The sequence below is a fragment of the Ottowia sp. genome, from assembly GCF_046348305.1.
Taxonomy (GTDB): domain Bacteria; phylum Pseudomonadota; class Gammaproteobacteria; order Burkholderiales; family Burkholderiaceae_C; genus Ottowia.
In genome coordinates this window covers 248,697-268,028 of the sequence record NZ_JAXMEM010000007.1, presented here as the reverse complement: position 1 = coordinate 268,028, position 19,332 = coordinate 248,697, and the positions used below count along the sequence as shown (strand labels likewise).

Sequence of the window (19,332 nt, the reverse complement as noted above, 5' to 3'; positions counted from 1 at the left end):
CCGTCCTGCTGGACTACCTGCGCCTGATCGCCAGCTTCAACCGCGGCGTGGCCCCGGGCGCTGCCTGGAAGGTCTACCCCGGCTCGCCTTTCATCATGCATGCGCTGATGACCGAGCCCGAACGCGCCGCCGTGCACGACCGGCTGCGTCTGTTCGAGCTGCATCCCAGCGACTGGCTGGCGCTGCAGGCGCACGTGGCGCAGCTCGAGGCGGGGCGACAGGTCAGCATGGCGCGCGAGGACGGCTTTGCCGGCCTGAAGGCTTTGCTGCCCCCACCGGCGGGCGCCGGCGGCTCGCGCCGGGCGCTGGTACTGATCGACCCCAGCTACGAAATCAAGAGTGACTACGCCAAAGTGGCCGCCGCCGTGCAGGATGGCCTCAAGCGCTTCGTGACCGGGGCCTACCTGGTCTGGTACCCCATCATTGCCCGGCCCGAGGCACATGCGCTGCCGCGCCGCCTGAAGACGCTGGCGCAGCAGGCCGGGCGGGACTGGATGCACGCCACGCTGAACATCGGCGTGCCGCCGGACGGCGCGCCCGGCCTGAGCGCCAGCGGCATGTTCGTCATCAACCCGCCGCACACGCTGGCGGCCACGCTGCGCGGCGCCCTGCCGGCCGTCGTGCGGCTGCTCGGCCGCGGCCGCGGGCAGGGCTACACGGTGGACGCGGGCTGAGCGGCGACGCTCGGTCCGCCAAAGCGCTGCCCGCTGGCGGCATGAGGCGCCGGCAGCGCCTGCCCGTCGGCAAGCTGCAAGAGCGCGTCCAGATGCCGTTCGGATGGCTCCAGCAGGCGCCGGTACAGATCGCGCGTGAGCTCGCGCGCCGCGCGGCCGGGCCAGAGCGCCGGCAACAGCACATCGGGCAGCTCCGGGTCGCGCAGCAGCAGGCGCCGCCAGTCGTGGATCAGCAGGGTGCGCAGCAGGAAGGCGTCCTCGGGCGCGATGGGCTCGGCCGCGCCGTCGGCCTGCAGTGCCCGCGCGATGGGGCCGTAGCCGGCGTCGAATTGGGCATAGGCCTGGGCCAGCTCATCCAGGTTCCAGGCCCGGCGCACCAGATCGGCGTCGCTGCGGCCCAGGCCGTGGCGCGCATCGACGGCCAGCAGGGGCAGCAGTTGCGCCGGCGCTTCGGCCAGACCCTCGGTGGCCAGGGCCTGCAGCGCCTCGTCCAGATCGGCGCCGGGGTGGACGAAGCAGTCCGCGCCCAACTGGCCAAAGCCTTGCCAGGCCAGCGCCCGGCGCAGCGGCTCGCGCGCCTTGGCGTCCAGCTCGCGCACCAGCAGCAGCAGGCGCCAGCGGCCGTCCCAGGCGCGCGGCCGGGCGGCGTAGATGGTGCGCGATGCTTCCTCGAAACGGCGCTGGCCCGCTTCGGTCAGCAGGTAGTCGGCGCGCCGGCCGTGCGGCTCGATGCGCAGCCAGGCCTGCTTGGCCAGGCGCGATACCGCCGTGCGCACCAGGCGCTCGTCGATGCCCAGCGGCTGCAGCAAACGGATCAGGCTGCCCACCCACAGCCGCCCGCCGCGCGGCGCCACCGCGTCACCAAACACCGAGATGATGAGCGCGCCGGCATGCACGCGGCTTTGCTGGCGGTGCGCGTCGATGCGCGCGCGTGCCAGGGTGCTGGCCGAGGGGCTGCGCTTCATGGGTCGAGGTTTGGTTGTGAAGGTTGCAAGCTGAAAACAGCCGGACGCAGAGGACGCAAAAAAATCGCAAAGGACGCAAAAAAGACAAATTCAAATTGCTTTTAAAACGATAGCATATCGCGCCTTCCGCATGAGGACCAGCAACGCAATTCATTCGGATTTTGATTTCTTTTGCGTCCTTTGCGTGATCTTTGCGTCCTCTGCGTCCGGCTGTTTCACGCATCCACTCAAGGCAGCAGGTGCTCGCGGTCGGCCACGGTGGGTTGCTGCTGCGCAAAGAATCCTTCGGTGTAGATCATGTCGGCGCCGGCGCCCAGGGCCTTGGCCGTCTGCACGCAGGCGGCGGTGAACTCGGGGCTGCCGGCGGCGAACACCGTGTGCTTGCCCAGGTTGGGCAGCAAGGTGGGCAGCACGGCATCGACGCGGCTGTGCAAGAAGCCGTCAGCCTGCTCGCGCGTGAGCGTGATCTTGTAATCGAAGTTGCGGTGCTTGGTGCGCCACCAGGCCAGCAGGCCCTGGGCGTAGGCGTCTTCGCGCGTGCGCGCCGACAGCAGCAGCATGACCGGCTTGCGAAAGCCGCGGCGCAGGGCGGCCTCGGTCAGCGCCAGGATGGGCGCCAGGCCCGTGCCGGCGGCCAGGCACAGCACGGGCGTGTCCACCGCCGGGTCGCCGATGAAGGTGCCGTAGGGGCCGCTGATCTTGATGCTCTCGCCCACTTGCAGCTGGTCGTGAACCCACGCGCTGGTGACGCCGCCGTCGGCGCGTGCCACCTGCAGCACCAGCTCGCCATCGGGGCGCGGCGCGTTGCTGATGGAATACGCCCGTGCCGGCACGCCGGCGCGCGGGTCGCCCACCGTCACGTACTGGCCGGGCCAGTAGCGGATGGGCTGACCCACCGGGCGCAGGTGCAGCTCGATGGCGCGCGCGGCCACCGGGCGTTTGTCGGTGACGACGAACAGCGCGTTCTCGCGCGGCGGGAACAGCTTGGGCCGCGCGTCGGCCGTGCCCCACTCGATCACCAGCTCCTCGGTGGTGGGCTTGGCCATGCACATCAGGCCAAAGCCGTCGCGGCGCTCCTCTTGCGACAGCGCCATGTCCAGCACCATGCCCTGGTCGTATTCGCCTGAAAGCACCTTGACCTTGCATTCGCCGCAGGCGCCGGCGCGGCAGTTGTTGGGCAGGGCGTAGCCGGATTTCTCCAGCGCCATCAGCACGGTGTCGCCCGAAGCGACCTCGACGGTTTTGCCCGAGGGTTGGATGGTGACACGAGACATTCAAACTCCTGAGATGACGGGTCGTCACGGTCAATGACTCGGACGGATGGGTGGCCAATGGCCGCGGAGCAGGCCACGCCAGCGCACGCGCGGACGGGGTCTCCCCGTCCGCTGCGTGGCCCCCTCGCAGGGGGGAGGCGAAGCGGAACGCAGTCCGCGAAGCCTGGGGGTGGGCCTAAAACACCGGGATGATGTCGTCCATGTCGGCGTCGGACACCTCCTGGCCCGTGATGCCGACCTCGGGGATCGCCGGGAAGGGAATGTTGTAGCGGTCGAGCACGCCCTTCAGGTTGATGATGGCGTTGCGCCAGTTTTCCTTTTTCATCTCGTAGGTCGGGATGCCGAAGCCCGCGCCGCGCGCCACCTCTTCGGCCTCGCGCTGGTTGTCGATGAAGTCCTGGGGCAGGTCCCAGAACTCCATCGGCGGCTCGAACAGCACGGCCGACAGGAACAGGTAGCCGGCGCGGATCTGCTTGGTGACGATGGCCTTGTGCTCATCCTTGAGGCCGGGGTAGTCGCGCTCCATCACGGCCATGCAGATCGCCATGTGGCGGCCCTCGTCGCGGCCGATGTTCTTGAACGCTTCCTTGAACACCGGCTCGCGCGCGCTCTCGTACATCTGCTTGAAGATGGTGGCCGCCGCGATCTCGCCCATCAGGAAGGAGCTGAACAGCACCGCCAGGTCGTACTTGGGCACGGCCTGCTTGTAGCCCGTCCAGTAGCGCCCGCCGTTGAAGTACAGCCACTTCGCGTTCTTTTGCAGGCGCCGGCCCAGCTCGGTCTTGGGCTCATAGGTCAGCGGGTCGGGGTGGCCCAGCATGCGCGTGATGGCCTGGCCGCACATGATCTCGTGGTTCTGCTCGTCGCGCGTGACCGAGAAGAAGCACTTGCGCACCGGGTCTTCCTCGTGCACCTCGTAGGTCTTGATCAGCGCCTCGGCAAACACCGGCGGCGCCGAGGCGTCGAACACCGACAGCAGCGTCCACCAGTAGGCGATGGATTCGCGCTCTTCCCACGAATAGCTGTCCACGTCCAGCGTGTCCCAGGGCAGTTTCTCGGGCTCCCAGGCTTCGCGCAGCGAGGCTTCCCACACCTCTTGCAATTTCTTGGTCTTGCTGTTCCAGGACAGCGGGTAGATGTTGGGCTGCGGCGTTGCCGGCGGCAGCTCCATCTTGTCGGCAAAGCGTTCCTTGTGGCTGGACATGAAAGAGTCTCCTGGGTGCGGTTGGGGTTCAGGCCATTGCATGACGTTGCAATGCTGAAATGTGACTGTATTCGTCATATTACAAATTTTCAACGTAAAACATATTTTTTGTGGTGTAATTGCCCGTACGCACCTGCCGTGTTGGTCGCCAGCCCGTCGGCGGCATTTCTCGACCGACTGGTCGGTCAATTCATCTACACTTGACGAGCAACGCGACCGCACGCGCCTTATGGAGACCGCGCCATGTACACCCAGTCTTTTTCCGTCCCCGACGACAGCGATGCCAAGGGCGCAGCCAAGGCCCCGGCCCGCGCGCTGAGCGCAGACGAGGCCGAGCACCAGGCGCGCTTTGACGCCCGCATCGACCAGGACGCCCGCATCGAGCCGCGCGACTGGATGCCCGCCGCCTACCGCAAGACCCTGGTGCGCCAGATCAGCCAGCACGCGCACAGCGAGATCGTGGGCATGCTGCCCGAGGGCAACTGGATCAGCCGCGCCCCCAGCCTGAAGCGCAAGGCCATCCTGCTGGCCAAGGTGCAGGACGAAGGCGGCCACGGCCTGTACCTGTACAGCGCCGCCGAAACGCTGGGCACCAGCCGCGCCGAGATGCTGGACGGCCTGCACACGGGCCGCGCCAAGTACAGCAGCATCTTCAACTACCCCACGCTCAGCTGGGCCGACGTGGGCGTGATCGGCTGGCTGGTGGATGGCGCGGCCATCATGAACCAGATCCCGCTGTGCCGCTGCAGCTACGGGCCGTATGCGCGGGCCATGGTGCGCGTGTGCAAGGAAGAATCGTTTCACCAGCGCCAGGGCTACGAGTCGCTGCTGGTGCAAATGCAGGGCACGGCCGCGCAGCGCGAGATGGTGCAGGACGCCGTCAACCGCTACTGGTGGAAGTGCCTGGCCATGTTCGGCCCGCCCGACGCCGACAGCCCCAACAGCCAGCAGGGCATGCGCTGGGGCATCAAGCGCTTTTCCAACGACGATTTGCGGCAAAAATTTGTCGATGCCACCGTGCCGCAGGCCAAGGTGCTGGGCGTCACCCTGCCCGACCCCGACTTGAAATGGAACGAGGCGCGCGGCCACTACGACTACGGCGCCATCGACTGGGACGAGTTCTGGCAGGTGGTGAACGGCCACGGCCCGATGAACAAGGAGCGCTTGGCCTCCCGCGTGAAGGCGCACGAGGACGGCGCCTGGGTGCGCGACGCCGCCGCCGCGCACGCCACCAAGCAAGCACAACGCCAACTGAAGGAAGCCGCATGAGCACCCAACCCGCATTGAAGGACTGGCCGCTTTGGGAAGTCTTCGTTCGATCCAAGCAGGGCCTGGAGCACAAGCACTGCGGCAGCCTGCACGCCAGCGACAGCGAACACGCGCTGCAGATGGCGCGCGACGTGTACACCCGCCGCCAGGAAGGCGTGAGCATCTGGGTCGTGCCCTCGCACCTGATCGCCGCCAGCGACCCCGAGGACAAGGCGTTGATGTTCGACCCCGCCAGCGACAAGATTTACCGCCATCCAACGTTCTACGACATCCCCGACGAAGTGGGGCACATGTGATGGACGCGCGCGTCAAACCCGTGGCGGCATCAACCGACTACCTGCTGCACCTGGCCGACAACGCCCTGGTGCTGGGCCAGCGCAACGCCGAATGGTGCGGCCACGCCCCCATCCTGGAAGAAGACCTGGCCATGGCCAACCAGGCGCTCGATCTGATCGGCCAGGCGCGCCTGCTCTATCAATTGGCCGCCACGCGCCTGAACGCCGAAGGACGCACCCAGCGCCCCAGCGCGTGGCCCGCCGGCCCCGTGACCGAAGACACCCTGGCCTACTTCCGCGACGACCGCGACTTTCGCAACTACACCCTGCAGGAGCTGCCGCACAACCCGGGCCTGGTGCCCGCCGCCGGCGGCACGCGCGACTGGGGCGTGTCCATCGTGCGCAATTTTTTCTACGCCGTGCTGATGGAAATGGTGTGGGAGCGGCTGGCCGCTTCGCCCGATGCCGATCTGGCCGCCATCGCCGCCAAGAGCCTGAAGGAGGTGCGCTACCACGTGCGCCACGCGCGCGACTGGCTGCTGCGCCTGGGCGACGGCACCGACGAGTCGCACCGGCGCGTGCAGGCGGCGGTGGATTACCTGCTGCCCTTCACGGCCGAGTTCTGGGCCGCCAGCGCGCTGGATGCGCAGGCCGCGCAGGCCGGCGTCGATGTGCCCGCGCTGCGCGCCGACTGGGACCGCGCCGTCGATGCCGCGCTGCAGGAGGCCACGCTCGCGCGCCCACCCGCGGTCGACGGCTGGGTGCCGCAGGGCAAGCAGGGCGTGCATTCCGAGCACCTGAGCTATCTGCTGGGTGAGATGCAAAGCCTGGCGCGCGCGCACCCGGGGGCCACGTGGTGAGCCGGCCCGGTATTCACTCCCTCGCCCCTCTGGGGAGAGGGCGCGGGGCCCCCGCGAAGCTCTGCTTCGTGGGGTGCAGGTGGGGGTGAGGGGCGCAGCGCCACCATGCAAACCGCCCTGCCCTCACCCCAACCCTCTCCCGCGGCGCGGGAGAGGGAGCCAGACTTCGCGGCCCTGTGGCACGCGCTCGACGCCTTGACCGACCCCGAGATCCCCGTCGTCACCCTGCGCGAGATGGGCATCCTGCGCGCGCTGCGCCCAGGCGCCGATGGCGAGGTGGAAGTGGTCATCACCCCCACCTACAGCGGCTGTCCGGCGATGGAGCAGATCCACGCCGACATCCTCGCCGTGCTGGCGCGCGAAGGTGTGAAGGGCCGCGTGGTGACGCAACTGGCCCCCGCCTGGACGACGGACTGGATGAGCGATGAAGCGCGCGAGAAGCTGCGCGCCTACGGCATCGCGCCGCCGCACGCGCCGCGCGCCGATGGCCTGGCGGTCATTCATTTTGCTCCCAAAACAAGAGTTGCCGGCGCTTGTGTACCGGGTGTCAGCGGCCAAATTGACGCCAAACCCGCCGTGCCCTGCCCGCAATGCGGCTCGACCCACACCACCGAAATCTCGCACTTCGGCTCCACCGCATGCAAGGCGCTGTACCGCTGCCTGGACTGCATGGAGCCCTTCGATCATTTCAAAAACATCTGACCATGGCTGCACCGCGCTTTCACGACCTCACCGTTGCCCGCGTCACGCCCGAAGCGGCGGGCGCCGTGGCCCTCACCCTGGCCGTGCCGCCCGAGCTGGCGGACGCCTTCGCCTTCGAGCCCGGCCAGTTCCTCACCCTGCGCACCGAGCTGAATGGCGAGGACGTGCGGCGCAACTATTCGATCTGCTCGACGCGCAGCCACTACCAAAGCGCGCGCGAGCTGCAGGTGGGCATCCGCCCGATGGAGGGCGGCCTGTTCTCCAACTGGGCCGCCAGCCAGCTGAAAGCCGGCGACCGCCTGGCCGTGATGCCGCCCGACGGGCGCTTCACCATCAAAAAGCCGCGCGCGCTGCACCGCGTGGGCTTTGCCGCCGGCTCGGGCATCACGCCCATCCTCAGCCTGGTGGCCAGCACGCTCGAAGACAGCGAGCATGCCAAGTTCACCCTGGTCTACGGCAACCGCCGCATGGGCAGCGTGATGTTCAACGAGGCCTTGCAGGACCTGAAGGACAAGTACAAGGACCGCCTGACGCTGATCCACGTGCTGTCGCGCCAGGCGCAGGAGGTGCCGCTGCTGGAGGGCCGCATCGACGCCGCCAAGGTACGGCAACTGGTCGATACCCTGCTGCCGGCGGCCAGCATGGACGAGGTCTTCATCTGCGGGCCCGAGGCCATGATCGAGGCCACCCAGGCCGCGCTGGTCGAAGCGGGCGTGCCCTTTGATCGCATCCGCACCGAGCGCTTCACCTCGCCGCGCCTGGAGGGCATGAGCCCGGCCGCGCGCCAGGCCGCCATCCAGCACGCCGACCCCGAGGCGCCCGTGGGCCAGGTGCAGCTGACCCTGGTGATGGACGGCAAGAGCCACCAGCTGGCCATGCGCCGCGACCAGAAGGTGCTGGACGTGGCCCTGGCCGTGGGGCTGGACGCGCCCTTCTCGTGCCGCGAGGGCGTGTGCTGCACCTGCCGCGCCAAGGTGCTGGAGGGCCAAGTCAGCATGGACAAGAACTTCAGCCTGGAGCCCGATGAAATGGCCCAGGGCTTCGTGCTGAGCTGCCAGGCGCGGCCCACCACGGACCGGCTGACGGTGAGCTACGACGAGCGCTGAACGCGGCGCGCGTGCCGCTCAGGTGCCGGCGTCGGCCGTCAACTCGCCAGCCCCGACCCGCGGGGTGCCGGCGCCGGGCGCGGCGGTCTGCACGCGATCGACATCACCCGGGCCGAGGGGGCGCAGCACCACGGCGTCGGTGCCGTGCACGCCCACCGCCTGCGCGGCCGCCTTGCTCAGGTCGATCACCCGCCCATGCGCGTAGGGACCGCGGTCGTTGATGCGCACCACCACCTGGCGCCCGTTGCGCGGGTTGTGCACCAGCACCCGGGTGCCAAAGGGCAGGCTCTTGTGGGCGGCGGTGAGCTCGTGCATGTCGTAGCGCTCGCCGCTGGCGGTGCGCCGGCCATGAAAGCCCGGGCCATACCAGGACGCGATGCCGCGCTGCTCGCGCCCGGGCTTGAGGCCCAGGCCGCTGCCTTCCAGGCTCAAGGACTCGTCCGATGCAGCGCGACCCGGCAGGTCGGCCGCCGGGACGCGCCCGCCCAGCCGCGTCTTGAAGCCGGTGTAATTGGGGCAGCGCATGTCGTGCACGGCCTTGGCCGAGCTGCAGGGCTGCGCAAGCGATGGGGTGGAAGCGTTTGGCGACACCGTCTGGGCCGCGAGCGGCCCGCATGCCAACAGCAGAGCGCCGACCCACGACACGCGGCGCAAAATGCTTGAAGGCTGACGGCTTGCACTTCCCGAAACCGGCACGCCGCTGGGGCGGGCGCCGGGAGAGGTGTCCCGTAACATGCGGCGGATTCTATCGGCCGAACCCCGCCCCGGCCAGTCATTTATGTATCAAAACCCGGTTTTTAGATCAAAACATCCAATTACTTCAATGTTTTCAGATACAAATGTTTTAAATGATCAGCGCGCGATGCCCAGGCTTTGGCACAAGCCCAGCGTGGGGGTGGCCTGGTTGAGCGTGTAGAAGTGCAGCGCCGGCGCGCCGCCGTCGATCAGGCGCTGGCACAACCGGGTCATCACCTCGTGACCGAAGGACTTGATGGCCGCCGCGTCGTCGCCCAGGCTTTGCAGGCGCAGGCGAATCCAGCGCGGCACCTCGGCGCCGCAGTTGTCGGCAAAGCGCAGCAGGCCCGAGCTGTTGGTGATCGGCATGATGCCGGGCACGACGGGCACCTGAAGGCCCAGCGCGCGCACCTCGTCCACAAAGTGAAAGTAGGCGTCGGCGTTGAAGAACATCTGCGTGATCGCCACGTCGGCGCCGGCGCGCACCTTGGCCGCCAGCGCCTGCAAGTCGGCCTGGGGCGACCTGGCCTGCGGGTGCATCTCGGGGTAGCAGGCGACGCTGATGTGAAAGTGGGCGCCCGTCTCGGCGCGAATGAATTCGATCAGGTCGCTGGCGTACTGGAACTGCCCGCCCGCGCCATAGCCGCCGCTGGGCAGATCGCCGCGCAGGGCCACCAGGCGCGTCACGCCCATGGCCCTGAGCTCGGCCAGCTGCGCGCGCACCCCGTCGCGCGTGGCGCCGATGCACGAGAAATGGCAGGCCGCTTCCAGGCCCTCGGCCAGCATCTCGCGCACCACCGCAAACGTGCCGGTCTGCGTGGAGCCGCCCGCGCCGTAGGTGACCGAGCAGAACTCGGGCCGCAGCGCCGCCAGCTGCCCGCGCACGCCGCGCAGCTTGCTCACGCCCTCGGGCGTCTTGGGCGGGAAGAATTCGAAACTGATGGGCAGGGTCATGGTTTGAAGACAGGGAAAACAGCCGAACGCAGAGGACGCAAAGAATTCGCAGAGGGCGCAAAAAATACCTTTGAAATACTTTCAAAAAGATAGCTAATCACGCTTATTACGCAAGCGGTTTTAGCGATTTTCATTGAAATTTTTTGATTCTTCTGCGTCCTCTGCGAATCCTTTGCGCCCTCTGCGTTCGGCTGTTAAGGTTTTTGGGGTTGTTGGGATCGATCGCTCGGACAGCACGCATGCATGAAGAATTCGCGGTTGCCGTCGCCGCCGGCAATCGGGCTGGGCAGCCAATGCCGCACCGTCAAATGCAGCTCGGCGCAGGCCGCGCGCAGGCGCTGCTCGACTTGCGTGTACAGCGCCGCGTCGCGCACGATGCCTCCCTTGCCGATGTCGGCCGGTTGCAGCTCGAACTGCGGCTTGACCAGCAGCAGCAAATGTCCGTTTGGTGCCAGCAGCGGCGCCAGCCCGGGCAGCACCAGGGTGAGCGAGATGAAGGACAGGTCGCCGACGATCAAGTCAAAATTTGAATCAAATCGGCCTTCAGCGCCCGCTGGGCAAGCGCGGTCAGCTATCAATTGAGAAGCGTCGAGGTGCCGCGCGTTGACGCCCTCCAACACCCGCACGCGCACGTCCGCACGCAGGCGCGGGTGCAGCTGCCCGTGGCCGACATCGACACCCAGCACGCCGGCCGCGCCGTGCTGCAGCAGGCAGTCGGTGAAGCCGCCAGTGGACTGGCCGACGTCCAGGCAGTGCCAGCCGGTCACGTCAAGACCCGTCGCCGCCAGCGCACCTTCGAGCTTGAGGCCGCCGCGCGAGACGTAGCGCGCCTCGGCGGCGTCGAGCAGCTCCACCTGCGCATCGGGCGGCAACGCATCGCTTTTGACCAGCGCGCGCCACGCGCCGCCGGGCACGCGCCAGCGCGCGCCCGCCGCCAGCAGGCGCTGGGCCTGGCTGCGGCTGGCAGCCAGGCCGCGGTCGAGCAGCCATTGGTCGGCACGCATGGGCTCAGGCTTCACCGCTTCAACCTAGAAACGGCAGTTGGATGCGCTTGCCGGTGCCGCTATCGGCGTGCCAGGCAAGACTCGACAACGCAGCGGGCTACTGCCCGCAAGGCGGAGCAACGCCGCATGGCGCGTCGAGAGCGGTGCTTGCAAGTGCATAGCGCGCTCACCCAACAGGTGAACGGGATCGGAGCCCGTGAAGTCAAGCATGGCGCGGCTTCCAAGAAGATGACAAGCGGTCAACTGCCGTTTCCAGGTTCAATCGTCGGCGTCATGGCGCAGCCCCAGCCAACGCTCGGCGAGCGCGATGCTGGCCGTGGCCAGCCCATGCAGCAGAACGGCCGTCAGCATGGCCGCCGCAGAGCCCGGCCCGCGCTTGTCCCAGTGCGCAAGAAAGTTCAGCAGCGCCAAGATCAAACCGCTCATGCAGGTGCAGGCGAAAAAAGCACCCACGGCGCTCCCATCCCAGCGCACGCTCCAGGCACCCATCCCATCGTCCTCCTGCGCACGCCACGCCAGCAGCGGCAGATAAATCAGGGGCATGAGCACCACGCCCATCACGGCGGCCAGCACCACGTCGATGCGATGCGCGAGGATGGCGCGCTCCAGAATGATCAGCCAGAGCACCACCCACGCCCACGCGTGCACGATGCGCACCAAGCCGATGGCGAGCAAGCGCCCCATGTTCAGCTCCCTGAAGGACGGCGCTCAATAACGGTAGCTGTCTGGCTTGTACGGCCCTTGCACCGGCACGCCGATGTAGGCGGCCTGCGCCTTGGTCAGCTGCGTGAGCTGCACGCCCAGCTTGGACAGTTGCAGGCGCGCGACCTTCTCGTCCAGGTGCTTGGGCAGCACGTAGACCTTGCCGGCCTGATAGTCCTTGGGCTTGGTGAACAGCTCGATCTGCGCCAGCGTCTGGTTGGCAAAACTGCTGCTCATCACGTAGCTGGGGTGGCCGGTGGCGCAGCCCAGGTTGACCAGACGCCCCTTGGCCAGCAGGATGATGCGCTTGGCCGGCTTCTTGCCCTCGCGCGGGAAGATCACGTGGTCCACCTGCGGCTTGATCTCTTCCCAGGTGCAGTTTTTCTCCAGCGACGCGACGTCGATCTCGTTGTCGAAGTGGCCGATGTTGCAGACGATGGCCTGGTCCTTCATGGCCGCCATGTGCTCGTAGCGGATCACGTCGCGGTTGCCGGTGGTCGTCACGAAGATGTCGGCCTTGTCGGCGGCGTATTCCATGGTCACGACCTTGAAGCCCTCCATGGCGGCCTGCAGCGCGTTGATGGGGTCGATCTCGGTCACCCACACCTGGGCGCTCAGCGCGCGCAGCGCCTGGGCCGAGCCCTTGCCCACGTCGCCATAGCCAGCCACGCAGGCCACCTTGCCGGCGATCATCACGTCGGTGGCACGCTTGATGCCGTCCACCAGCGACTCGCGGCAGCCGTACAGGTTGTCGAACTTGGATTTCGTCACCGAGTCGTTGACGTTGATGGCGCGCATCTGCAGCGTGCCCTTGGCCGACATCTCCTGCAGGCGGTGCACGCCAGTCGTCGTCTCTTCGGTCACGCCCAGAATGTTTTTCAGGCGGCGGCTGTACCAGGTGGGGTCTTGCTTCAGCTTGGCCTTGATGGCGGCGTGCAGGATTTTTTCTTCTTCGCTGCCGGCCTTGCCCAGCGCCTTGATGTCCTTCTCGGCGCGCGCGCCCAGGTGCATCAGCAGCGTGGCGTCACCACCATCGTCCAGGATCATGTTGGGGCCTTCGTGCTTGCCCGTGAACTCGAAGATCCGATGCGTGTAGTCCCAGTAGTCGGTGAGCGACTCGCCCTTGATGGCAAACACCGGCGTGCCGCTGGCGGCAATGGCGGCAGCGGCGTGGTCTTGCGTAGAGAAGATATTGCACGAGGCCCAGCGCACCTCGGCGCCCAGCGCCTGCAGCGTCTCGATCAGCACGGCGGTCTGGATCGTCATGTGCAGGCTGCCGGCGATGCGCGCGCCCTTCAGGGGTTGGGCCCGAGCGTATTCGGCGCGGATCGCCATCAGGCCGGGCATCTCGGTCTCGGCAATCGCAATCTCCTTGCGGCCCCAGGCGGCCAGGGACAAATCGGCAATGGCCGCATCCGCGGTGGGTTTGAGAACTGCGCTCATGGTCTTCTCCAATCGAAGGTCTCTTAAACAAAACCACGCTTTGGAGGGAAAGTCACTCACCGCACTGCCAGCGTGGGTGAGCGTCGTTGCCTTGATATGTCCGAGCCTCGCACCCCGCGCACCTTGCTTTCAGGTGGGGGCGCTGCAACGCTCCTCGGAAGCGGCGATTTTAAGGCAATGGCGCGGCGGCGCGCGTCAGGCGAGTTTGGTGCATCGGCCCGTTCTGCCAGCGCCATGCGTCGGCGCACATGTCCTCTATGCTGCGCCGGGCACGCCAGCCCAGCAGCCGTTCCGCCAAGCTCGGGTCGGCCCAGCAGGCCGCCACGTCGCCCTGACGACGCGGTGCAACGCGATAAGGTACCGCCCGGCCGCTGACGTGCTCAAATCCGTGCACCATCTCCAGCACCGACACCGGCCGGCCGGTTCCCAGATTCACCGTCAGCAAGCCAGGGTGCTCACGCAAGTAATGCAACGCGGCGATGTGGCCATCAGCCAGATCGCAAACGTGGATGTAATCGCGCAAGCCCGTGCCGTCGGGCGTCGGGTAGTCGTCGCCGAAGATGCTCAACTGCTCGCGCAGACCCGCCGCCACTTGCGCAACGTAGGGCATCAGGTTGTTCGGAATGCCTTGTGGATCCTCGCCGATCAGGCCGCTCTCGTGCGCACCGACCGGATTGAAATAGCGCAGCCGGGCAATGCGCCAGACGCCGGGTTCGCTGGCGTTCAGGTCGGCCAGCACCTGCTCCATCATAAGCTTGGTCCAGCCGTATGGGTTGGTGGCCGAGAGCGCGAAGTCCTCCCGGATCGGAAGCGCTGCTGGCTCGCCATACACGGTGGCAGAAGAAGAAAACACCAACGTGCGCACGTTTGCGGCCTGCATGGCCCGCAGCAGCGTGACCGTGCCGGCGACGTTGTTGTCGTAGTAGGCCAGCGGCTCGCGCACCGACGCGCCAACCGCCTTGAGCGCGGCGAAGTGGATCACGGCATTGATGCGCCGGCGCGCGAACAGCTCTTTCAGCAAAGCTGCGTCTCGCACGTCGCCCGTCACGCACTCGGGCACATGCCCGGTGATGCGCCCTATGCGCTCCAGCACCGCGCGTCGGCTGTTGCTGAAATTGTCAAGCACCAGATACGGCTCACCCACCTGCGCCAGAGCCACCCCCATATGCGAGCCGATATAGCCCGCGCCACCCGTCACCAGAATCACTGCCGTCCCCTTCGCCGCGGTACCGCCCGGTCGAGCGCCGCTACCACCATCCACCGAGCGCCGGAAATTGTGGTCGGCGCGCGCATACGCCGCCTTGCCGCGTTGCCGCATCAAGTCGATCTACATGTAAACAGTATTGCAGATCGCTTCCATTCATGATACTCTCTGAAAAAAATGTTATCAGAGAGGAAGCCTTCCGTGTTTATGCGCATCAGACAAATCCGTTGGCGTCCCGCTTCCACTCTTGGTCTGTGTCTGGCGCTAGCGGGATGCGGCGGCGGGGGGTATGAGCCGGCCCCCGGGAGTTCGCCAGTGACGCCGCCGCCGGTCGGCCCCCAAGTGCCTTTCACGGCCGGGCCCGATGATCTGCAACATCCCGCCGATCTCTACCCTTACGCCACCCCGTCGCTGCTCACCCTGGATCTGAGCTACCAACCGACCCCGGCCAAGGCGCCCGGATGGTTTCTGGTCAACACCTCAACCTGCGCCATGCTCGACAGTCCGCCGCCCAGCTACCCGGGCGGCATGGTCACGCTCGACACCGTCAACCTGGACGAGAACAAGCAAGACCAATGCACGCCCGAGATCAACGTGCTCACCTCCACCAGCGACGGCCAGATCAAGAGCGCCGCCGCCAAGATGCGCCTGCGCGGCAGCAGCACGCGCTTTGCCAAGCTCAAGTCCTACCGGGTCAAGTTCAGTGACAAGGCCGTGACCTGGTGGGGCGAAGACACCCTGAACCTCAACAAGCACCCCTACGACCTGACCCGCGTGCGCAACAAGCTGGCCTTCGACCTTATGCGCTCGGTGCCCTACCACGAGAGCCTGCGCACCCAGTTCACCGAGATTCGCTACGACGCTGGCGCCGGCGCCGGCCTGCAATCCATGGGCTTGTTCACTCACGTGGAGAGCCTAGGGAAAAAAGACTTCCTGCAGCGACGGGGCTGGATCGCCGGCTCCAACGTCTACAAGGTGGCGGAATTCAACTTCAACGAGGACCCGCGGTTGCAGGTGCTTGCCAATGGCAATGCCGGACCCGACTTTGAACAGGCACTGGAAATCGAGTCGGACTCCGGCAATCACCAAGCCATCATCGACGCCGTGAACGCCTTGAACAACGAGGACACGCCGTTCCAGTCCACCTTCAACCGCTACTTCGACCGCAACAACTATCTTGCCTGGCTGGCCACCACCACTCTGCTGGGCAATTGGGACACCACCGACCAGAACTTCTGCTTGTACCAACCTTTGGGCACCGTGAAGTTTTACTTCCTGCCTTGGGATTACGACGGCGCGCTGGGATATCCACAACAACCCGGAGCAGCAATCTATCCCCCGTGGGACCGCGGCATCAGCACTTGGTGGGACAGCGCCCTGCACCGGCGCTTTCTGTCCGCGCCCGGCAACTTGGCCCTGCTCAAGGCGGCAGTGGACGAGATCCGCACCAAATATCTGACCGACGCTGCGGTCAAACAGTTGCTCGACAGCTACCGTCCGATCGTCGAGCCCATCGTCGGCCGCGAGCCCGATCTCAGCAACCTCGACGCCAAAGGGACCGGCACCCGGATGGATCAATGGGCGACCGAATATCAGCGCTTGCAGACGGTGATCGGTGACAACTATGGCTTCTTTCTGCAAAGCCTTGAGCGCCCAATGCCGTTCTGGCTGTCGAGTAGCGACGTGGCGGGCCACCTGCATCTGAGCTGGGGCTGGCCGGCGCCGTTTCACCCTCAAGGCAAGCCAATCGGCTATCGGGTGGAACTTGCGCGAGCTCAGGTGGGAACCCTGGCGTTCGATCCGGCGACGGTGGTGGCCACGCCAACTCCGGCGGTCGGCGCCACATCACTTGATATGGGCGCGCTGCCGGCCGGCTCCTATCTGGTGCGCGTGACCGCCAGCGACCCGGACGGCCATTCGACAGTGTCGTTTGACGACACCACCTTTGATGGCCAGCGCCTGTTCGGCACCCTCTGCCTGACCATGCCGGGAGCAACCCCATGCACACCCTAGGAGCTTGGGTAGCCAAGCCATCGCCTTCAACTGCAATGTTTCATACATCGGATACAATTAATTTCGTTTTCTTGGATTAGATAACTATTAGATAACAATTAGAGAACACTCAGGGATGGTATCGGATGGTGTCGGGGCTTCTCTTACAACTGTGCAAGCGTCTGATCTGCGCACTGGGCGGTTTGCTGCTGGTCTGCGTGGCGCAGGCCGCCACGCCTGCAGTGGCGCTTTATTACGGCAGCGGGATTCCGCTGAGCGAATTCCGCGCGTTTGACCTGGTGGTCGTCGACCCCGATCATGGCGCCGGCAAGCCCGACGTCTTGCAGCCCGGCACGCGGATCTATGCCTACGCGTCGGTGGGTGAAGTGTTGCCCTCGCGCGCCTACGAGCGCGACATTCCGCCCGAATGGAAATTTGCGCACAACCCCGACTGGAAGTCCGACGTCATCGACCTCAGCACCCCCGGTTGGGCCGATTTTTTCGCCAGCCGCGTCGTGCAGCCGCTGTGGCAACAGGGCTATCGCGGCTTTTTTCTCGACACGCTGGACTCCTACCGTCTGGCCAAGGGCTTTGATGAGCAAGCCCAACAGCAAGGTTTGGTGCGAGTGATCGAAACGCTGCACCAGCGCTTTCCGGGCATCAAGCTCATTGTCAATCGTGGCTTCGAGATCGTCCCGCAGGTGCGCGACAAGGTCGAGATGGTGGCGGCCGAATCGCTGTATCGACAATGGAACGCCCAGGCACGACGCTACGAGGAAGTCCCGGCCGAACACCGTCAGTGGCTGCTGCAGCAGCTGCACACCGTGCAGCAGCGGGACGGCTTGCCAGTGCTCGTGATCGACTATGTCGCGCCGCAGGACCGCGCGCTGACCCGCGCTACCGCCGACAAAATCCGGCAGGACGGCTTCATCCCCTGGGTGACCGATGCCAATCTGTCAACTCTCGGTATTGGCAGCATCGAAGCCGTGCCGCGTCGCGTGCTGGTGCTCTACAACGCGGACGAATCGCCTGCGCTTGACGAGAGTTCGGCACACCGATTCTTGCAGATGCCGCTCAACCACATGGGCTACGTGACGGACTACGCAGACGTGCGCAAGGCGTTGCCTGAATCGGTGCTGCGCGATCGCTACGCGGGCATCGTAAGCTGGTTCTCGGGCTACGTCCCGGCGCAGCGGCGCCCCGCCTTGAGCCAATGGTTGCAAGCACGCGTTCGGGATGGCATGCCATTGCTCGTGGTGGGGGACTGGGGTATGGAGCCAGACCGTCACCTCGCCCGCAGCCTGGGGTTGGCCGCAGATGCGCCGAGCCCCAAGGGCGCACTGCGCCAGACTCAGCAGGCGTCGATCATGGGTTTCGAAACACCACCGCCGCTGCCGGGACGGCAAGCCAGCGCTGTGCAGCTTGCACCCGACATGGCGCGTCAGGCCCAGCCCCTGATCGAGTTGCGCGACACCGGGGGCCGCGTCTTTGTGGGCGGCGCTATCACGCCCTGGGGCGGCTTCATTCTCGACCCCAATGTCGTCTACGAAGTCCCCGGAACCGAGAACACGCGTTGGATCGTCGATCCGTTCTCGCTGTTGCAGCAGGCGCTGCGCCTGCCGGCCATCCCGGTGCCTGACACCACCACCGAAAACGGCCGTCGTCTTCTGGAGGTGCACGTGGACGGCGACGGCTTTCCCTCTCTGGCCGAGTTTCCCGGCAGCCCCTTGGCGGCGCAGGTGCTGCTCAAGGACGTGTTCGAGAAGTACCGCATTCCACAGGCCATGTCCGTCATCGAGGCGGAAGTGGCGCCCGATGGTCTGTACCCCGCCGAAAGCGCGCGCATGGAGGACGTGGCGCGCAAGATGTTTCGCTTACCCTACATCGAAGTCGCCAGTCACACTTATTCGCACCCCTTCGCGTGGGACACCAGCAACCTGCGCAAGCAGTTCAAGGACTATCCGGATGCCGCCCTGAGTCTGGCTGTGCCCGGCTACACCATGAACTTCGACCGCGAGATCGTGGGTTCCAGCCGCTACATCAACGAACGCTTGGCGCCAAAAGACAAACCCGTCAAGATCCTGCAATGGTCGGGTGACGCCGCGCCCCCGGCGCCAGCGCTGGAAGTGGCCTACCGCGCCGGTCTGCTGAACATCAACGGCGGGGACACCTTCATCACCCGCGCTCACCCATCGCTCACCGCCGTCGGGGCCTTCGGTGTCCGCAAAGGGGGGTACTTGCAGGTCTACGCCCCGATCACCAATGAAAACATCTACACCAATCTGTGGACTGGGCCGTTCTATGGCTTTGAGCGTGTCATCGAGACCTTCGAGATGACTGGCGCACCCCGGCGCATCAAGCCCGTGAGCATCTATTACCACGTCTATTCAGCGTCCAAGCCCGCATCGCTCAGGGCCCTGCACAAAGTCTACGACTGGGCGCTCGCACAACCGCTGCACCCCGTCTACACCTCCGAGTTCATCCGCAAGGTCGAGGATTTCTTCGACTACGCCATCGCGCGCGACGGCACTGGTTGGCGTCTGCGCAGCAGCAATGGCGCGCTGCGCACTGTGCGCCTGCCCGCCACCCTGGGGCAACCACAGTTGGCCGGCAGCTTGGCCGTCGCTGGCGCGCGCACCGGCAGTGAAGGCCTGTACGTTCACCTCAGCGGGCCGGTGGCCTATTTGCAAACCAGCGACCAGCCCATGACGGGGCCGTTTCTGTACGAGGCCAACGCGCGCCTCCAGGACTGGCAGGTGGGCAGCGACGGTCGGCAGGTGCAGTTCAAGCTCGTCGGACACGTCCCCCTGGAGTTTGCATTGGCCAACACGGGGCGCTGTCAGGTGCGCGCCGATCAACACCCCCTTATCGCCCTGCGCCCCACCGCGCAGACCCCCGCTTCAGTGCAACAGTTCAAGCTGCCCGATGTCGCCGCTCAGATCCAGATCCTCTGCCCAGAGCGTTGAGTC

Annotated in this window: 17 protein-coding genes and 1 riboswitch; of the genes, 8 read left to right on the top strand and 9 right to left on the bottom strand. The window is 66.1% G+C overall.

The genetic code is table 11. From position 1 onward, the window contains the following. Positions 1–674 (top strand): 23S rRNA (adenine(2030)-N(6))-methyltransferase RlmJ (gene rlmJ / locus U1F38_RS10550; RefSeq protein ID WP_409987018.1); only part of this gene is annotated, 674 nt, incomplete at its 5' end. On the opposite strand, the gene paaX is transcribed toward rlmJ, so the two are convergent. The 3 genes from paaX to U1F38_RS10535 all read right to left on the bottom strand — a co-directional run bounded on the left by paaX (position 653) and on the right by U1F38_RS10535 (position 4,117). After that, positions 653–1,639, bottom strand: a complete 987-nt coding sequence (paaX, locus tag U1F38_RS10545) for a phenylacetic acid degradation operon negative regulatory protein PaaX (protein ID WP_409987017.1) — start codon at positions 1,637–1,639, stop codon at positions 653–655. The genes rlmJ and paaX overlap by 22 nt on opposite strands. Before the next feature lie 227 nt (positions 1,640–1,866). After that, positions 1,867–2,913, bottom strand: coding sequence for a 2Fe-2S iron-sulfur cluster-binding protein (locus U1F38_RS10540; protein ID WP_409987016.1), 1,047 nt, complete (start codon positions 2,911–2,913; stop codon positions 1,867–1,869). Between the two features lie 175 nt (positions 2,914–3,088). Further along, on the bottom strand, positions 3,089–4,117 hold the full coding sequence (locus U1F38_RS10535) for a hypothetical protein (protein ID WP_409987015.1): 1,029 nt from the start codon (positions 4,115–4,117) through the stop codon (positions 3,089–3,091). Positions 4,118–4,360: 243 nt separating this feature from the next. On the opposite strand from U1F38_RS10535, the gene paaA reads away from it, so the two are divergent. The 5 genes from paaA (at position 4,361) to paaE (ending at position 8,329) form a co-directional block, all read left to right on the top strand. Next, the gene (gene paaA, locus U1F38_RS10530) at positions 4,361–5,386 is read left to right on the top strand and encodes a 1,2-phenylacetyl-CoA epoxidase subunit PaaA (protein WP_409987014.1); all 1,026 of its coding nucleotides are present in this window, start codon (positions 4,361–4,363) and stop codon (positions 5,384–5,386) included. After that, positions 5,383–5,682, top strand: a complete 300-nt coding sequence (paaB, locus tag U1F38_RS10525) for a 1,2-phenylacetyl-CoA epoxidase subunit PaaB (RefSeq protein ID WP_409987013.1) — start codon at positions 5,383–5,385, stop codon at positions 5,680–5,682. Before paaA ends, paaB begins: the two co-directional genes overlap by 4 nt. After that, on the top strand, positions 5,682–6,521 hold the full coding sequence (paaC, locus tag U1F38_RS10520; RefSeq protein WP_409987012.1) for a 1,2-phenylacetyl-CoA epoxidase subunit PaaC: 840 nt from the start codon (positions 5,682–5,684) through the stop codon (positions 6,519–6,521). Before paaB ends, paaC begins: the two co-directional genes overlap by 1 nt. Positions 6,522–6,626: 105 nt before the next feature. Further along, positions 6,627–7,223 carry a 1,2-phenylacetyl-CoA epoxidase subunit PaaD gene (gene paaD, locus U1F38_RS10515; RefSeq protein ID WP_409987011.1) on the top strand — a complete coding sequence of 199 codons (597 nt, stop codon included), beginning with the start codon at positions 6,627–6,629 and terminating at the stop codon, positions 7,221–7,223. 2 nt (positions 7,224–7,225) lie between these two features. After that, positions 7,226–8,329 (top strand): 1,2-phenylacetyl-CoA epoxidase subunit PaaE, encoded by a 1,104-nt coding sequence (gene paaE, locus U1F38_RS10510; protein WP_409987010.1) that lies wholly within the window; start codon positions 7,226–7,228, stop codon positions 8,327–8,329. Between the two features lie 18 nt (positions 8,330–8,347). Here the strand turns inward: paaE and U1F38_RS10505 are convergent, their stop codons facing one another. From U1F38_RS10505 to galE, 6 genes are all read right to left on the bottom strand, one after another. After that, on the bottom strand, positions 8,348–8,854 hold the full coding sequence (locus U1F38_RS10505) for a septal ring lytic transglycosylase RlpA family protein (RefSeq protein WP_409987009.1): 507 nt from the start codon (positions 8,852–8,854) through the stop codon (positions 8,348–8,350). Positions 8,855–9,181: 327 nt separating this feature from the next. Then, a complete protein-coding gene (metF, locus tag U1F38_RS10500; RefSeq protein WP_409987008.1) occupies positions 9,182–10,018 on the bottom strand; it encodes a methylenetetrahydrofolate reductase [NAD(P)H] in 837 nt (278 codons plus the stop codon). A gap of 194 nt (positions 10,019–10,212) precedes the next feature. Further along, positions 10,213–11,022, bottom strand: a complete 810-nt coding sequence (locus tag U1F38_RS10495) for a TlyA family RNA methyltransferase (protein WP_409987007.1) — start codon at positions 11,020–11,022, stop codon at positions 10,213–10,215. Between the two features lie 258 nt (positions 11,023–11,280). Continuing rightward, on the bottom strand, positions 11,281–11,706 hold the full coding sequence (locus U1F38_RS10490; RefSeq protein ID WP_409987006.1) for a hypothetical protein: 426 nt from the start codon (positions 11,704–11,706) through the stop codon (positions 11,281–11,283). Positions 11,707–11,730: 24 nt separating this feature from the next. Then, positions 11,731–13,167: an adenosylhomocysteinase gene (gene ahcY, locus U1F38_RS10485; RefSeq protein ID WP_409987005.1), complete on the bottom strand. Its 1,437-nt coding sequence runs from the start codon at positions 13,165–13,167 to the stop codon at positions 11,731–11,733. 71 nt (positions 13,168–13,238) lie between these two features. Beyond that, positions 13,239–13,327: riboswitch (S-adenosyl-L-homocysteine riboswitch) on the bottom strand. A gap of 9 nt (positions 13,328–13,336) precedes the next feature. Continuing rightward, on the bottom strand, positions 13,337–14,374 hold the full coding sequence (galE, locus tag U1F38_RS10480) for a UDP-glucose 4-epimerase GalE (RefSeq protein WP_409987026.1): 1,038 nt from the start codon (positions 14,372–14,374) through the stop codon (positions 13,337–13,339). Between the two features lie 312 nt (positions 14,375–14,686). Between galE and U1F38_RS10475 the strand changes: the two genes are divergently transcribed. Together U1F38_RS10475 and U1F38_RS10470 are read left to right on the top strand one after the other, a co-directional pair. Continuing rightward, complete coding sequence (locus U1F38_RS10475; RefSeq protein WP_409987004.1) at positions 14,687–16,384, top strand: CotH kinase family protein; 1,698 nt, start codon at positions 14,687–14,689, stop codon at positions 16,382–16,384. Between the two features lie 125 nt (positions 16,385–16,509). Then, entirely contained in the window at positions 16,510–19,329 is a 2,820-nt protein-coding gene (locus tag U1F38_RS10470) for a bifunctional glycoside hydrolase 114/ polysaccharide deacetylase family protein (protein ID WP_409987003.1), read from the top strand. The last annotated feature ends 3 nt before the right edge of the window (positions 19,330–19,332 follow it).

Excerpts from the sequence above, each read along its gene's own strand:
- paaX (WP_409987017.1), bottom strand. The coding sequence starts at position 1,639 with ATGAAGCGCAGCCCCTCGGCCAGCACCCTGGCACGCGCGCGCATCGAC.
- U1F38_RS10540 (WP_409987016.1), bottom strand. The coding sequence starts at position 2,913 with ATGTCTCGTGTCACCATCCAACCCTCGGGCAAAACCGTCGAGGTCGCT.
- U1F38_RS10535 (WP_409987015.1), bottom strand. The coding sequence starts at position 4,117 with ATGTCCAGCCACAAGGAACGCTTTGCCGACAAGATGGAGCTGCCGCCG.
- paaA (WP_409987014.1), top strand. The coding sequence starts at position 4,361 with ATGTACACCCAGTCTTTTTCCGTCCCCGACGACAGCGATGCCAAGGGC.
- paaB (WP_409987013.1), top strand. The coding sequence starts at position 5,383 with ATGAGCACCCAACCCGCATTGAAGGACTGGCCGCTTTGGGAAGTCTTC.
- paaC (WP_409987012.1), top strand. The coding sequence starts at position 5,682 with ATGGACGCGCGCGTCAAACCCGTGGCGGCATCAACCGACTACCTGCTG.
- paaD (WP_409987011.1), top strand. The coding sequence starts at position 6,627 with ATGCAAACCGCCCTGCCCTCACCCCAACCCTCTCCCGCGGCGCGGGAG.
- paaE (WP_409987010.1), top strand. The coding sequence starts at position 7,226 with ATGGCTGCACCGCGCTTTCACGACCTCACCGTTGCCCGCGTCACGCCC.
- U1F38_RS10505 (WP_409987009.1), bottom strand. The coding sequence starts at position 8,854 with ATGCGCTGCCCCAATTACACCGGCTTCAAGACGCGGCTGGGCGGGCGC.
- metF (WP_409987008.1), bottom strand. The coding sequence starts at position 10,018 with ATGACCCTGCCCATCAGTTTCGAATTCTTCCCGCCCAAGACGCCCGAG.
- U1F38_RS10495 (WP_409987007.1), bottom strand. The coding sequence starts at position 11,022 with ATGCGTGCCGACCAATGGCTGCTCGACCGCGGCCTGGCTGCCAGCCGC.
- U1F38_RS10490 (WP_409987006.1), bottom strand. The coding sequence starts at position 11,706 with ATGGGGCGCTTGCTCGCCATCGGCTTGGTGCGCATCGTGCACGCGTGG.
- ahcY (WP_409987005.1), bottom strand. The coding sequence starts at position 13,167 with ATGAGCGCAGTTCTCAAACCCACCGCGGATGCGGCCATTGCCGATTTG.
- U1F38_RS10470 (WP_409987003.1), top strand. The coding sequence starts at position 16,510 with ATGGTGTCGGGGCTTCTCTTACAACTGTGCAAGCGTCTGATCTGCGCA.